Raw genomic sequence first — 12,789 nt, 5'->3', positions numbered from 1 at the left:
GTCTTTTAAAGTTTAGAATGTGCTTTTTATACGTTGCTTTCATAAAATCATCAATTATCAATTCACTACAACTCTATTGATGCTCCAATTTCTAAAAGCATTAAGTCTTTACCTTTTTCAAAAAATTTACGTTTCGATTCTTCATGATTGATCTCAATATATCCAAAAGTATCATAATGACATCCTAAAATTTTATCACATTCAATAAAATCTGAAGCCACAATAGCATCTTCAACATCCATCGTAAAATTGCTACCTATTGGTAAAATTGCTAAGTCTAACTTGGTTCGTAATGGAATTAATTTCATGTCCATTGTTAAGGCTGTATCTCCTGCAATATATATGTTTTTTCTTTCTCCCTGAATCACAAATCCACCAGGTTGACCACCATAGGTACCATCTGCAAAAGAAGAAGAGTGTATAGCATTAACATATTTTACTAGTCCAAATTCAAAATCCCAAGTTCCACCGTGATTCATAGGGTGAAATTGAAAACCTATATTACCATAATAAGTAGCAATTTCGTAATTAGAAACAATGACAGCGTCTGTTCGCTTTGCAATGGCTTCAACATCTAAAACATGATCTTGATGTGCATGTGTAATTAAAATATAATCTACTTTAAGGCTATCAATATCTATATGTGAAGCTTTGGGGTTTGCAGAAATAAAAGGATCTACTAGTATGTTTATATCTCTAATTTGGATATGTAAACAAGCGTGACCGTAGTAAGTTATTTTCATGATTTAGAAATTTAAATTAATTTTTATAACAAAACAAACAAGGCATATAGCAAACTTAACGCAAATGTACTCAAGGCTACTTTTTTTAATTCGGGGTCAAAATCTTCATATTTTTCTGCACCCAAAACTTTTCGAATATGAATGATCAATGGTAAATTGATAATGATTATTGGAATTAGTGATGCCTTTGTTAGATATAAAAAAAGTAAAAAGCATAAGGACGCCAAACTTAAAAGTATTTGATGATAATTTTTAGCTTTTTTTAACCCCATTTTAACTACTAACGTCATTTTACCTGCTTTTTTATCGTTTTCAATATCGCGCATATTATTTAAATTTAATACGGCAACACTCAATAAGCCTATTGAAGTGGAAGCAAGCATTAATTTACTATCTATTGTTTGAGTAAATAAAAAATTAGAACCTAATACAGATACCCATCCAAAAAAAACAAAAACAAACAAATCCCCCAATCCATTATAACCATAGGCATTACTTCCTACTGTATATTTTATTGCTGCTCCAATAGCACCCAAACCCAAGAGCACAAAAATGATGCTTAATACAAAATTTTCATCTCCAAAGGCAACATAAATTAAAGTCAAAGACAAGACCAAAGTTATTCCCGAAATTAAAATGACAGCTGCTTTCATTTTTTTGCTGTAATGATTCCAGCTGCTACCATTCGTTTTTCACCGATTCGGTTAGCGTCTGTGCCTTTTATGCCGTCTCCATAGTCATTGGCATAATTGGATAACACTTGTAAACCAAGTGTCGTTAAAAGCGCTAATATCAATATGTATTTATCTGAAAAGCCTTGTTGATAAGCATAAGCACTACCTACTATTATTCCAGATAAAGATAAGGGTAATGTTCGTAGTCGTGCGGCAAAAATCCAGTGTTTCATTGTATGTTTAATTGGTCAGCATCATTTTGATGTGAATTATTATTTATGAGGTTTTACATCCAATTTTGTTTTGATACTTCTACTTGGTACAGCCATTTGTTTACTTGATTTTTAATTTCTGAAAAATTAGAAGTTGAAAATGAAATGGTTCCACCTGCTGTATACAATACAAATGATCCGATATTTGTTCTTTTTTGCCAAAAAAATTGATGCGTTTCAATGGCTTGAATTTTATGAGGCATTATAATTTCTTGATGAACATCCCAAACACCGCTTTGTTTTTTAATAAATTCATCTGAAATAAACAAGCGATATTTTTTGTATGATAAAAATAACAAGGTCCCCATTATTACAACATATAAAGTGCTAGTAATTGTTACTTTTAGTAATGAAAATTTATTTAAAAATAGATTTAAAATTATCCCTATAAGTACCGGTATTACAACAATAAACAAGACCTCTATGAGCAACTTTCTAATATTTGGATATAACGTTTTATGATAATTAGGTGTTTTGCCTAACAATAGTTTTATTATTTGTTGTTTTTCTAAAGCATTGCTACCTGGTATTTTAGTTTTATCTTTAGCAGTAGCCCTTTTTATGCTACTTGAAGCTTGAAAAATTTCGATGCTGTTAACGTCTAACTTCTTTTGAAAAAAGTTTTGAGTTAGTTTTATTATTTGAACTTTTTCAGGATGTATCATTGCACTTTTTATATGCAATAATCCATAACTCAAAACAAATGCGTTTTTTTCTCTTTTGATTGTAAAATTGAAGTATTTAAACACTGTTAAAACCAGATTCATTATTATAATAGCAATAAATAAAAATAGTAAAACTCCAAACAAAAGACTTGTGACAGAGTATTGTTCCAGTTGGTTGATGTTATCATTTATTAAATTATCTTGCCCTATTTGTTTTAAGTTTTCTGAAATAGTTGAAAAAGCCAAAATCAAATAGGCAAAACTAGACAAGTAATTTGCTGTAAAACCAATTTTTAAAAGACTCGGTAAGCTTATGTTTATAAATGTTTTTATTTGGTTTTCTTGAGCAAAAGCTTCATTGATTTGGCTGGTTTTTTTATTGGAATTTTCCAATAAATGGCTTTTTAATTCAACAGCCATTTTGTGAGAGATTGCTGCTATAGAAACTTCTTTTCCATCACTCCCTGCTGTGTCTAACTCTAATTTGTAAACACTAAAAATACGTTGAATTAAACTTTGGTCTATGGATACTTTTTGAATTTTATGAAAAGGTATTGTTATTTTTGTTTTGTTAAAAATTCCATTTTCAATAACAAATTCTTCAATTTTAGAGTCGATGTAAAACTTAAAATACCAAAATTTCAAAAAAGAGACAAAAGCTATAAGCAGTATCAACAACACTATTCCTCCATAAACATAAACAGGCTTATAGGGATCTTCTTTAAAAAAAAATATTAAAAAAAGTGGCCAAAGACCTTTTATAGATTTTTGTAAACCATTGACAAACAATACAATAACACCTATTAAAGATTGTCTTTGTGGAAGTGAAAAATCAAAATTAGACATCATTTATTTTTTTTTAACTAATTTCTTCTGTCGATTCAACGTTTAATTCATTAATTTTTAAAGAGACACTTTCTTTTATTTTCATGGCATCTTCTAATCGTAAGCCTTTTATTTTTAAATCACTTGTACTGCCACCTGCTGTAAAAAGTTCAATTGAAGCTAATCCATACATTCGAGACAAAACACCTTGATGTAAAGCCACATGCTGAACTCTATTATTTGTTACAATTGTTGTGGTTTGACTAATTACACCTGATTGAAATACAACATCATGTTCACGCAAGGCAAAACCTTTTTTTGCAAAACTTATTTGTATGAAAAAAAAATTGAGGAGTAACAAAAAACTCCAGCTCGCTATCAAATAAACAAAATAATCTTTAACAAAGAGGGGCTCGTTTAAAACATACAAAACAGTTAAGCCTGCCAGAAGTAATAGATATACTATCCCTAATTGAACATACATCACCTTCAAATAGTTTTTTTGTAACGATTCTAGTTTTGCATGTTCAAATTTTGGTAAACTTGAAATATCTATGGTTGGGTTGGAAAATTCATTCTTAAAATCATTCATTTATAAAATTTTAAAAGAGTATTATTAGGTATTATAGCCCCTATAATTAAGGCAAATATTTTTTCTCAAAATTAGGCTTTCTTTTTTCTAAAAAAGCATCCCTACCTTCCTTGGCTTCATCAGTCATATAGGCTAAACGAGTTGCTTCACCAGCAAAAACCTGCTGACCAACCATGCCATCATCGGTTAAATTCATGGCGAATTTTAACATTTTTATGGAAGTTGGTGATTTTTTTAATATCTCTTGAGCCCAATCGTAGGCAGTATCTTCTAAATCTGAATGAGGAATTACTGCATTGACCATTCCCATTTCATATGCTTCTTGAGCCGAATAATTTCGACCTAAAAAGAAAATTTCTCTCGCTCTTTTTTGACCTACCATTTTAGCCAAATAGGCAGATCCGTAGCCACCGTCAAAGCTCGTTACATCGGCATCTGTTTGTTTAAAAATGGCATGCTCTTTACTTGCCAATGTTAAATCACATACTACATGAAGCGAATGTCCACCACCAACAGCCCAACCCGGAACAACACAGATAACAGCTTTTGGCATAAAACGAATCATCCGTTGTACTTCAAGTATGTTTAACCGATGGTATCCATCTTCACCAACATAACCTTGGTGCCCTCTGGCTTTTTGATCGCCACCGCTGCAAAACGAATAAATTCCGTCTTTAGAACTTGGTCCTTCAGCTGAAAGTAAAACAACACCAATTGACGTATCTTCTTGGGCATCATAGAATGCTTCAATTAATTCGCGGGTGGTTTTGGGTCTAAAGGCATTTCGAACATCAGGCCTATTAAAAGCTATACGTGCAACACCATCACATTTTTTATAGGTTATATCTTCAAATTCCTTTACTGTTTTCCAGTTAATTTTGTTCATGTTTTTGTAAAAGTTAAATTTTAATTTTAATTTAAAAAATAAGATAAAAGTAAGTCTGTTTAAAAAAAATAATTTACTTCAAAAAAGAAAGTTAAAATATAATTTCACGTAAAAATAAAGCATTTTTTACATTATATTGCAAGTTCAAATGAATAAGTGCATTAAATAAAACAAGCATTATGTATTTGTTATACTTTGATCTCTTAACTCTAAACTTTTAAAGTTATGTCTTTCAAATTATTAACAATAAAACAATAAACTTAACTCATGAAAATATATAAATCCAGTAGAAGCAAACGTTTAAATGCAGTTTTTATATTGACTATAATTTTATTAATTGCTGTTACAATTACTGCTTTATTTCGTGAAATAAATAATGGTTTTTATGTTGCAATTGTGATCAATTTTTTAACATTGTTATTATTAATTCATATTGCTTTAAAAACAGAATACAAAATTAATGATTCTTTTATGTATTGGAAGTCAGGACCTTTTAAAGGTAAAATAGACATTAAAACTATAAAAAAAATAGAATATCACAAAGGTGTTTTTGTTCCAACAACTTGGAAGCCAGCCTTAAGTAGCGTTGGACTAATCATTACTTATAATGCCTTTGATGACATTTACATTTCTCCTAAAGAAGAAGAATTATTTGTAAAGCAGTTGCTTGATATTAATCCGAATATTATATTTAAAAACAAACGAATTTAAACAAAACACTAACCCTTTAAATAACAAATTGAAAAACATACTATTACTACTCCCCTTTATATTTATTATTTCGTGTAAAAAAGAAGAAAAAAAACAACTGGCACAAAATTTAATAACACAAGACCTTTTTTCTGTAACATTTTCTAAATTACCTGATAAATTTATAGATCAAAAAAAAATATTGATAGAACATTTTTTTAATAAGCATATAAACCCTAATAGTGATTTTAATGGAAGTTTTTTGGTCGCAAAAAACGGAGAAATTATTTTTGAAAAATACCAAGGAATGGCTAATTTTTCGAGTAAGGATACTATTAACGGTGATACTCCTTTGCATTTAGCTTCAATTAGCAAAGTATTAACAGCAACTGCTATTTTTAGATTGATAGATCAACAAAAAATAGATTTAGATGAACTTGTTGCCACAGTTTTACCCACATTTCCATATGAAAAAATTAGCATTAGAATGTTGCTAAATCACAGAAGTGGTTTAGCTAAATATTCAAATTTTACGGAATCAAATGCCATTTGGGGTAGATCAAAAACACTTCATAACTCAGACATATTAACTCTTTTATCTCTACATAAAATTCCATTAGATTTTAGTCCCGATTCAAAGTTTGAGTATTGCAATACCAATTATGCTATTTTGGCTTTAGTAATAGAAAAAAAAACACATTTAACCTACCCAAGAGCTATGAAATCATTGGTTTTCGATCCTTTAAAAATGACAAACACCTTTGTTTTTGAATTAGATAAAGACAAAGATAGAGTTAGCCAATCTTATAAAAGTACGAAAGTAAAAATTCCATTTGACCAATTAGACGCTGTGTATGGAGACAAAAACATCTATTCGACACCTAAGGATATTTTAAAATTTGATATGGCTACCTATAGTAATGATTTTATTTCAGAAAAATTAAAAAAAGAAATATACAAAGGCTACAGTTATGAAAAAAAAGGCACAAATAATTATGGTTTAGGCATTCGATTGCGCGAATGGAGCACAGGACAAAAGGTGTTTTATCACAATGGATGGTGGCATGGAAATACATCGTCATATACAAGCTTAAAAAAAGACACAGTAACAATGATTGCATTGTCAAACAAATACTCTAAAAAAGTATATCAAACTATGCGAATATCATCACTTTTTGGGGATTATCCTTTAAAATGAAATTAGAATTCAAAATGAGTAATTAAAACAAACTGATTTTAAAAAATCTCATTACAAAAATAAGAGTTGTAATATTAAAAAAGAGTGCTATCCAATACCATTTATTCCAATCGTCTTTGTTAATGATAATTTCTGCTAAATTAATAATAGACAGCAAAATTGCTAAAACAAACACAAATAACCAAATAGGTCGAATTTGAGCTGACAAAATATGCAAAGGACTTGAGTCTGTAAAGATTGCATAAAGTGCTATTATTAAATTAATTATACTTAAAGATAAATAAAATTTATTTTTATGGGTCATGATTTATACCAAATAAATTCCGTCTTCTTTTATTTCAATTAATTTTTGACGATATAAACTACCAACAGCTTTTTTAAATGATTTTTTACTCATTTTTAACACCGTTTTAATATCTTCGGGATTCGAATCGTCATTTAATCTTAAAAAGCCCCTGTTGGCTTTTAAAGCATCCAACACATGCTGAGAAGTTGGCTCAATGGCTGTAAAACCTACAGGCCTTAAATAGACGTCAATTTTTCCATCGGCACGCACTTGCTTAATATAACCTTTCATTCGCTTACCAGGTTTTATGTCTTCATAATTTTCATTGGCATAAGCCAAACCTTTATGTTTCTCATTGATGATTACATTGATTCCGCCTTCGGTAATGTGAGAAACAATTAAATCTACTTCTTCATTATTTTCAAAATCAACACCGTCATTGGACAAAAACTTGTTGGTTCTGCTGGTTGCAACTAACCTGTTTGTTTTTTCGTCTAAATAACAATATACTAAATAACGTTTATCGATTTCCATGGGACGGGCTTGTTCTTTAAACGGTACAAACAAATCCTTTTCTAGACCCCAGTTCATAAAGGCACCAAATTTATTAATATAATTGACTTGTAAATGAGCAAATTGATTTAATTGAATATACGGCTTTATCGTAGTAGCTACAGGGCGTTCTTCGTGATCAAGATATACAAAAACAGTAATTTCATCACCAATAGAAAATTCTTTTGGCACGTATTTGTTAGGCAATAAAACATCATTTTCCTCATGAATTCCATCCCCAAGAAAAATTCCTACCTGAGTATCTCTTAAAATCTGTAACGTATTGAATTGACCTAACTGTAGCATAAATATAAATTAAAGTTCAAAGATAAGGAGTTATTTATTGGTATTATAAATTTTTGTGCATGTGAAGCAATCTATTGCATTTCAATTCTATAAAAAAAAGTTAAAAATTTAAATACCTTTCTTTGATAATTTTAATATGATGGAGTTCGTGACCCAAAATAATGTAACCAATAGCTCTTACAGAAACTTCTTTATCAGAAGCATTTCCAATTCTTTTTAATTGACCATCAGAAAAAGAATTAAATAAAGATATTGTTGCATTTCGAACTGAACGATACTCATTAATTATATCTTCTAATGATCTACTTGATGCGTTAGCATATGTTACATAATCATTTTCTTCAAAACCAGGCAGTTTTGTTTTATCGTTTCGAGATATTCGAAGCGCCCTGTAAGCAAATATTCGTTCACTATCAATAAGATGTAATATGATATCTTTTATAGACCATTTAAATGGCTCGTATCGATAATCTAATAGTTCAAGAGTTATTGAATTATAAAAATCGATACAACTTGTCATTTGGGATTCAAAATCAGACGAAAGGGTTTTGTTTAATGCCATTTCAACATAACTGGCATAAAAAGAAGCGTATTCAGTTTTAGGGATTTGCATATGTATAAAAACTTAATTTAGCTGCTTATATTGACTACATTTCTTTGAAAATAGTATGCATCAATCGTTTTTTATCATTGATACTTTCTTCCAAAGATATCATGGTTTCGGTACGATATACACCTTCAATGGCATCAACCATGAAAATAACTTCTTTTGCATGTTTAGTGTCTTTTGCTCTAATTTTACAAAAAATATTAAATTTGCCTGTTGTGATATGAGCTACCGTTACATATGGAATTTCATTTATACGCTCTAAAACAAACTTAGTTTGAGACGTATTGTGAAGAAAAACACCCACATATGCAATAAATGAATACCCTAGTTTTTCATAATCTAAAGTTAAAGACGAGCCTTGAATTATTCCGGCATCTTCCATTTTTTTAACCCTAACATGAACGGTACCTGCTGATATTAGCAATTTTTTTGCAATATCTGTAAATGGTACTCGTGTATTATCAATCAACATATCTAATATTTGATGATCTACTTCGTCTAATTTAAACTTACTCATATTTTGTATATTTAATTAAAAATAAAATTATTAAATATGACTGTTATTCTTTCAAAATACCATTAATAAATTCCATGCTATTACCCACAAAAAAATCTGATCTGATATTGTTTTCAGGAACTTCACAATAAATGGATTGAAACAACCCTCCTTTTAAATCATATTCAACATGTCCGTAGTAATTTTGACTGCTGTTTTCAATTAAAACCATATAAGGTTTAAATTTAATAATTCCGTTCTCAACTACTTCTTTATATTGTGATGCAAAATTAATAGTTTTTTGTTTATTATCATCAATAATATTAACATTTTTATACAAAATATCAAAAAAACTTACTTTATTATCAGGAATATCAAAATATTTTGAATTATTTTCATATACTACAACGTTTTCGTGAATTATATTTAAAGCTGTTAAAATACTGATAAAGATATATTTTCGGGTTAAATCTCTAGAATAGTCGTTTGGGTGATGACCTGCTTCAAACAAAATAGTAACCGCATTTTTAGAAGCAAAATAATCACCAAAACATTGATTGCAATACAAATCGTTGTATCGTGCTACATGATTTGGTATAACTTTTTGTAATGCATCATTCATTTCTCCAATAACATGCATTGCTTTTGAACGATAAGCATTAATATCCCTGTTTTCATTAAAAGCAGGAGCTAAAAAGGATATGATAGCAGACTTGTTGGTATCTCCAACACCATAAATTGTGCGTTGATCGTGCATGTTTAAACAATAATGAGGCTTAAATTTTTCAAAAACACCTTTTAAAATCATACTTTCTGGTTGGCTACAAGCAAGTACATCTCTATTTAAATCTACTCCGTTAATATTTTCTCTAGTATGAGCCTCTGCCCCATCAGGATTTGCTAACGGAATGATGTATAAGGTATAATTAGATGTAATAAAATCTGCATAAACTGTATCGTTTGTTACAAGCTTAAAAAAATCTATAATGGCTTTGGTGCAAGTTGACTCATCACCATGCATTTGAGACCACATGTAAATTTTAGTTTTTCCATAGCCTATAAGCACAGAATAAATAGGCTTACCTAAAACAGATTTGCCTTCAACTTGAACCTTAAAATCAATCTTTAAAGAATTTAATATTGGCTCAATACTTTTGTTTGTAATGTGTCTACCTGCAATGTTTGCATCGGTATGATTTTCAAATAAGCTGGCGTAATCCATATGATAAAATTATGAATTACAAATGTAAACAACTTATTATTTACATTTGTAAACAGTTAAAAAGAAACGTTTTGTTACGAATGTAAACACTAATGTTTACATGTAAGTTAATGTTCATTGTAAATTATGTAAGTTATTTTATTTGTACCTAACTAACTAATTACTAGTACTTAGAATCCATTTACTTTATGTTTATTTTAGGTCTTATATCGTGTTTACATAAGTAATTTTGGACATCTCAATTGAATTGATTACATTTGTTAATTACAATACAATCAACACTATTTACAATGGTAAACACAGAGGAATTTATTAAAAGACTGGAAATTATTTTAGAATACTATGGTTTAACGGCCTCATCATTTGCTGATAAAATAGGCGTACAACGATCTAGTATATCTCATTTACTTTCGGGTAGAAATAAACCCAGTTTAGATTTTATTTTAAAATTAAAAGAGAAATATTCTGAAGTAGAATTTGAATGGATACTAAATGGTATAGGAAGTTTTCCTAAAGAAAATAGTACATCTACTCCATCAATTGCTTTAGATCAAACAAAAAGCAAAATTGAAATACCCGTTGATTTATTTTCTAATGATTTAGAAGACAAAAACACTACTGCTGAAGTGCAGAAAATTCATAGTTCAAAAAATTTTGGAACTGAAACAGAAATTGAACGAATTGTTATCTTTTTTAAAAATGGAACTTTTAAAAATTACATAACATAAAAATAATAGGTTTTATAAATGTGCTTATATGTTGTCTTTAGTTTGTAAAACTATTTTCAGCAACTTTTCCTTTAACACCTGTAAAATAAGTTTGTAAAATTTTAATATCCGCTTCACTATCGCCTGTTAGATAAAATGCTTTATTAAACACGACTTCTTTTTTTTCATAATCAAATGCTACAGGAATTATTGGAATATTAGCTTTTTGAGCTATATAATAAAAACCCGTTTTCCATTTGGATACTTTTTTACGTGTTCCTTCTGGAGCGATAGCTAATCTAAAAATTTCTTTATTTTCAAAAATACTAGCAATAGCATCTACTTTATTTTCTTTTTGATATCGGTTTAGTGGTGTTCCTCCTGTCCATCTAAAAAAATAGCCAAATGGAAAAGTAAACAGTTCTTTTTTTGCAACATAATTAATTTCTTTATTTAAAATAGTTCTTGAGAATATTCCCAAAAAAAAATCCCACCAGCTGGTATGAGGAACAGCAATAACGATACATTTTTTAACAGATTCATCAATATCACCTACTATTTTCCAACCAAAAATGTTTGAAAAAATAAACTTATAAATCACTTTTTTCATTCTAGTTTTTTAAAAAAATTTGTATCTTTATATAAATCACAATACAAATATAATGTTTCAAAAATTATTGAGTTATATTTTACCTATAAATATATACAAACAAAACTCAGCCCTTAATAAATCTATTGAAATTACTTGGAACAAAGGGCAGTTAGTTTTAGATTCAAAAAACACAAACTACTCTTATGGGAGTTTGCAGCGAACATTAAAAAAAGGACTGCGACTTATAGGTTTTGAACGCATAAAAAATTTTGAAACTGTTTTGGTATTGGGTGTTGCTGGCGGAAGTGTAATTAAAACAATTAGAAATGAAATTAAATGTAAAGCTCATATTACGGGAGTCGAGTTAGATAAAAAAATTCTCGAAATTGCGAATCGTTATTTTAAAATCAATGAAATTGGAAATCTAGAAATAGTCCATGACGATGCTTTTGAATTTGTTTTTAAAACCAAACAAACCTATGATCTAATAATTATTGACGTTTTTCAAGATACAGTAATGCCTAATTTTTTATTTGAAGATTTTTTTATAGAACGAATTAATGGATTATTAAATTTAAATGGTTTTATTTTATTCAATACTATGGTATTAAATGATAAAGATCAAGAACGAAATAACTTATATCGTTCTAAATTTAACAATCAATTTTCTTTAAGATTGTATCCAAAAATTGAAGATCACAATGAATTATTTACAATTAAAAAACTTTTTTGATTTTTGTATTATTAAATCATTTTTCTAGCATGTTCCAAATCTTCTAATGTATCAATACCTATTCCAACATGATTGGTTTCAATCATTTTAATTCGTTTTCCGTACTCTAAATACCTTAGCTGCTCCAGTTTTTCTGATGCCTCTAATGGTAGCATTGGTAAACTATAAAAATCAATTAAGGCTTGTTTTCTAAAAGCATAAATACCTATGTGCTTCATATAACGAACTCCTACATTTTCTTCTCTAGGATATGGAATAACTGAACGGGAGAAATACAAAGCAAATCCATTTTTATCTGTAACTACTTTGACGTTATTTATGTTTTCTATATCATTTTTGTTTGAAATATAAGTCATAACCGAAGCTAGATCTACCTTTTCATTAACATCTTTCTTAAACACATCAATCAATACTTTAAGTGTATTTGCATCTATAAAAGGTTCGTCGCCTTGAATATTTATTACAACATCAACATTCATGTTTTGAATCGCTTCTGCTATTCTATCGCTTCCACTCTCATGTTTATTTATTGACATTATGGCTTTGCCACCATTTGAAATAATTTCATTAAAAATTAAATCAGAATCGGTTACCACAAAAACATCATCAAAAAGTTGAGTGTTTTTTGCAGATTCATAAGTTCTAAGAATAACAGTTTTTCCGCCTAAATCTTGCATCAATTTAGCAGGAAATCGTGTAGAAGCGTATCGTGCTGGAATTACGGCTATTAGTTTCATATT

The 12,789-nt window shown here is 29.0% G+C and carries 15 protein-coding genes and 1 pseudogene; 4 read left to right on the top strand and 12 right to left on the bottom strand.

What is annotated here, in order from left to right; translation table 11 throughout:
• Positions 1 to 65 precede the first annotated feature (65 nt).
• The 5 genes and pseudogenes from AABM47_RS08385 to AABM47_RS08365 form a co-directional block, all read right to left on the bottom strand.
• A complete protein-coding gene (locus tag AABM47_RS08385) occupies positions 66 to 743 on the bottom strand; it encodes a metal-dependent hydrolase (protein ID WP_338410477.1) in 678 nt (225 codons plus the stop codon).
• 23 nt (positions 744 to 766) lie between these two features.
• Positions 767 to 1,650 (bottom strand): annotated as a pseudogene (gene menA / locus AABM47_RS08380) (1,4-dihydroxy-2-naphthoate octaprenyltransferase).
• Between the two features lie 53 nt (positions 1,651 to 1,703).
• A complete protein-coding gene (locus AABM47_RS08375) occupies positions 1,704 to 3,203 on the bottom strand; it encodes a PH domain-containing protein (protein WP_338410476.1) in 1,500 nt (499 codons plus the stop codon).
• Between the two features lie 10 nt (positions 3,204 to 3,213).
• The gene (locus AABM47_RS08370; RefSeq protein ID WP_338410475.1) at positions 3,214 to 3,771 is read right to left on the bottom strand and encodes a PH domain-containing protein; all 558 of its coding nucleotides are present in this window, start codon (positions 3,769 to 3,771) and stop codon (positions 3,214 to 3,216) included.
• Between the two features lie 46 nt (positions 3,772 to 3,817).
• The gene (locus AABM47_RS08365; protein ID WP_338410474.1) at positions 3,818 to 4,657 is read right to left on the bottom strand and encodes a 1,4-dihydroxy-2-naphthoyl-CoA synthase; all 840 of its coding nucleotides are present in this window, start codon (positions 4,655 to 4,657) and stop codon (positions 3,818 to 3,820) included.
• Positions 4,658 to 4,924: 267 nt separating this feature from the next.
• Here AABM47_RS08365 and AABM47_RS08360 point away from each other — a divergent pair, with 267 nt between their 5' ends.
• Together AABM47_RS08360 and AABM47_RS08355 are read left to right on the top strand one after the other, a co-directional pair.
• Positions 4,925 to 5,368: a PH domain-containing protein gene (locus tag AABM47_RS08360; protein WP_338410473.1), complete on the top strand. Its 444-nt coding sequence runs from the start codon at positions 4,925 to 4,927 to the stop codon at positions 5,366 to 5,368.
• A 28-nt stretch (positions 5,369 to 5,396) separates the two neighbouring features.
• Positions 5,397 to 6,545: a serine hydrolase domain-containing protein gene (locus AABM47_RS08355; RefSeq protein ID WP_338410472.1), complete on the top strand. Its 1,149-nt coding sequence runs from the start codon at positions 5,397 to 5,399 to the stop codon at positions 6,543 to 6,545.
• A gap of 22 nt (positions 6,546 to 6,567) precedes the next feature.
• Here the strand turns inward: AABM47_RS08355 and AABM47_RS08350 are convergent, their stop codons facing one another.
• The 5 genes from AABM47_RS08350 to AABM47_RS08330 all read right to left on the bottom strand — a co-directional run bounded on the left by AABM47_RS08350 (position 6,568) and on the right by AABM47_RS08330 (position 10,017).
• Complete coding sequence (locus AABM47_RS08350; protein ID WP_338410471.1) at positions 6,568 to 6,849, bottom strand: hypothetical protein; 282 nt, start codon at positions 6,847 to 6,849, stop codon at positions 6,568 to 6,570.
• 3 nt (positions 6,850 to 6,852) lie between these two features.
• Positions 6,853 to 7,689: a S1-like domain-containing RNA-binding protein gene (locus AABM47_RS08345; RefSeq protein ID WP_338410470.1), complete on the bottom strand. Its 837-nt coding sequence runs from the start codon at positions 7,687 to 7,689 to the stop codon at positions 6,853 to 6,855.
• Between the two features lie 100 nt (positions 7,690 to 7,789).
• On the bottom strand, positions 7,790 to 8,302 hold the full coding sequence (locus AABM47_RS08340) for a DinB family protein (protein ID WP_338410469.1): 513 nt from the start codon (positions 8,300 to 8,302) through the stop codon (positions 7,790 to 7,792).
• Between the two features lie 34 nt (positions 8,303 to 8,336).
• A complete protein-coding gene (locus tag AABM47_RS08335) occupies positions 8,337 to 8,816 on the bottom strand; it encodes a winged helix-turn-helix transcriptional regulator (protein WP_338410468.1) in 480 nt (159 codons plus the stop codon).
• A gap of 43 nt (positions 8,817 to 8,859) precedes the next feature.
• A complete protein-coding gene (locus AABM47_RS08330) occupies positions 8,860 to 10,017 on the bottom strand; it encodes a M14 family zinc carboxypeptidase (RefSeq protein ID WP_338410467.1) in 1,158 nt (385 codons plus the stop codon).
• A 290-nt stretch (positions 10,018 to 10,307) separates the two neighbouring features.
• Between AABM47_RS08330 and AABM47_RS08325 the strand changes: the two genes are divergently transcribed.
• Positions 10,308 to 10,745 (top strand): helix-turn-helix transcriptional regulator, encoded by a 438-nt coding sequence (locus AABM47_RS08325; RefSeq protein WP_338410466.1) that lies wholly within the window; start codon positions 10,308 to 10,310, stop codon positions 10,743 to 10,745.
• 37 nt (positions 10,746 to 10,782) lie between these two features.
• On the opposite strand, the gene AABM47_RS08320 is transcribed toward AABM47_RS08325, so the two are convergent.
• Positions 10,783 to 11,334 carry a 1-acyl-sn-glycerol-3-phosphate acyltransferase gene (locus tag AABM47_RS08320; protein ID WP_338410465.1) on the bottom strand — a complete coding sequence of 184 codons (552 nt, stop codon included), beginning with the start codon at positions 11,332 to 11,334 and terminating at the stop codon, positions 10,783 to 10,785.
• Positions 11,335 to 11,386: 52 nt separating this feature from the next.
• Between AABM47_RS08320 and AABM47_RS08315 the strand changes: the two genes are divergently transcribed.
• On the top strand, positions 11,387 to 12,049 hold the full coding sequence (locus tag AABM47_RS08315) for a fused MFS/spermidine synthase (protein WP_338410464.1): 663 nt from the start codon (positions 11,387 to 11,389) through the stop codon (positions 12,047 to 12,049).
• A gap of 11 nt (positions 12,050 to 12,060) precedes the next feature.
• Here the strand turns inward: AABM47_RS08315 and kdsB are convergent, their stop codons facing one another.
• On the bottom strand, positions 12,061 to 12,786 hold the full coding sequence (gene kdsB, locus AABM47_RS08310) for a 3-deoxy-manno-octulosonate cytidylyltransferase (RefSeq protein ID WP_338410463.1): 726 nt from the start codon (positions 12,784 to 12,786) through the stop codon (positions 12,061 to 12,063).
• Positions 12,787 to 12,789 lie beyond the last annotated feature (3 nt).

Origin of the sequence: uncultured Flavobacterium sp., from assembly GCF_963925415.1 — a bacterium.
In the GTDB taxonomy this organism is placed as follows: Bacteria; Bacteroidota; Bacteroidia; order Flavobacteriales; family Flavobacteriaceae; genus Flavobacterium.
Note: the sequence above shows the minus strand (reverse complement) of the source record. Positions and strands in the feature narration are given on the sequence as shown.

Excerpts from the sequence above, each read along its gene's own strand:
- AABM47_RS08385 (WP_338410477.1), bottom strand. The coding sequence starts at position 743 with ATGAAAATAACTTACTACGGTCACGCTTGTTTACATATCCAAATTAGA.
- AABM47_RS08375 (WP_338410476.1), bottom strand. The coding sequence starts at position 3,203 with ATGATGTCTAATTTTGATTTTTCACTTCCACAAAGACAATCTTTAATA.
- AABM47_RS08370 (WP_338410475.1), bottom strand. The coding sequence starts at position 3,771 with ATGAATGATTTTAAGAATGAATTTTCCAACCCAACCATAGATATTTCA.
- AABM47_RS08365 (WP_338410474.1), bottom strand. The coding sequence starts at position 4,657 with ATGAACAAAATTAACTGGAAAACAGTAAAGGAATTTGAAGATATAACC.
- AABM47_RS08360 (WP_338410473.1), top strand. The coding sequence starts at position 4,925 with ATGAAAATATATAAATCCAGTAGAAGCAAACGTTTAAATGCAGTTTTT.
- AABM47_RS08350 (WP_338410471.1), bottom strand. The coding sequence starts at position 6,849 with ATGACCCATAAAAATAAATTTTATTTATCTTTAAGTATAATTAATTTA.
- AABM47_RS08345 (WP_338410470.1), bottom strand. The coding sequence starts at position 7,689 with ATGCTACAGTTAGGTCAATTCAATACGTTACAGATTTTAAGAGATACT.
- AABM47_RS08340 (WP_338410469.1), bottom strand. The coding sequence starts at position 8,302 with ATGCAAATCCCTAAAACTGAATACGCTTCTTTTTATGCCAGTTATGTT.
- AABM47_RS08335 (WP_338410468.1), bottom strand. The coding sequence starts at position 8,816 with ATGAGTAAGTTTAAATTAGACGAAGTAGATCATCAAATATTAGATATG.
- AABM47_RS08330 (WP_338410467.1), bottom strand. The coding sequence starts at position 10,017 with ATGGATTACGCCAGCTTATTTGAAAATCATACCGATGCAAACATTGCA.
- AABM47_RS08325 (WP_338410466.1), top strand. The coding sequence starts at position 10,308 with ATGGTAAACACAGAGGAATTTATTAAAAGACTGGAAATTATTTTAGAA.
- AABM47_RS08320 (WP_338410465.1), bottom strand. The coding sequence starts at position 11,334 with ATGAAAAAAGTGATTTATAAGTTTATTTTTTCAAACATTTTTGGTTGG.
- AABM47_RS08315 (WP_338410464.1), top strand. The coding sequence starts at position 11,387 with ATGTTTCAAAAATTATTGAGTTATATTTTACCTATAAATATATACAAA.
- kdsB (WP_338410463.1), bottom strand. The coding sequence starts at position 12,786 with ATGAAACTAATAGCCGTAATTCCAGCACGATACGCTTCTACACGATTT.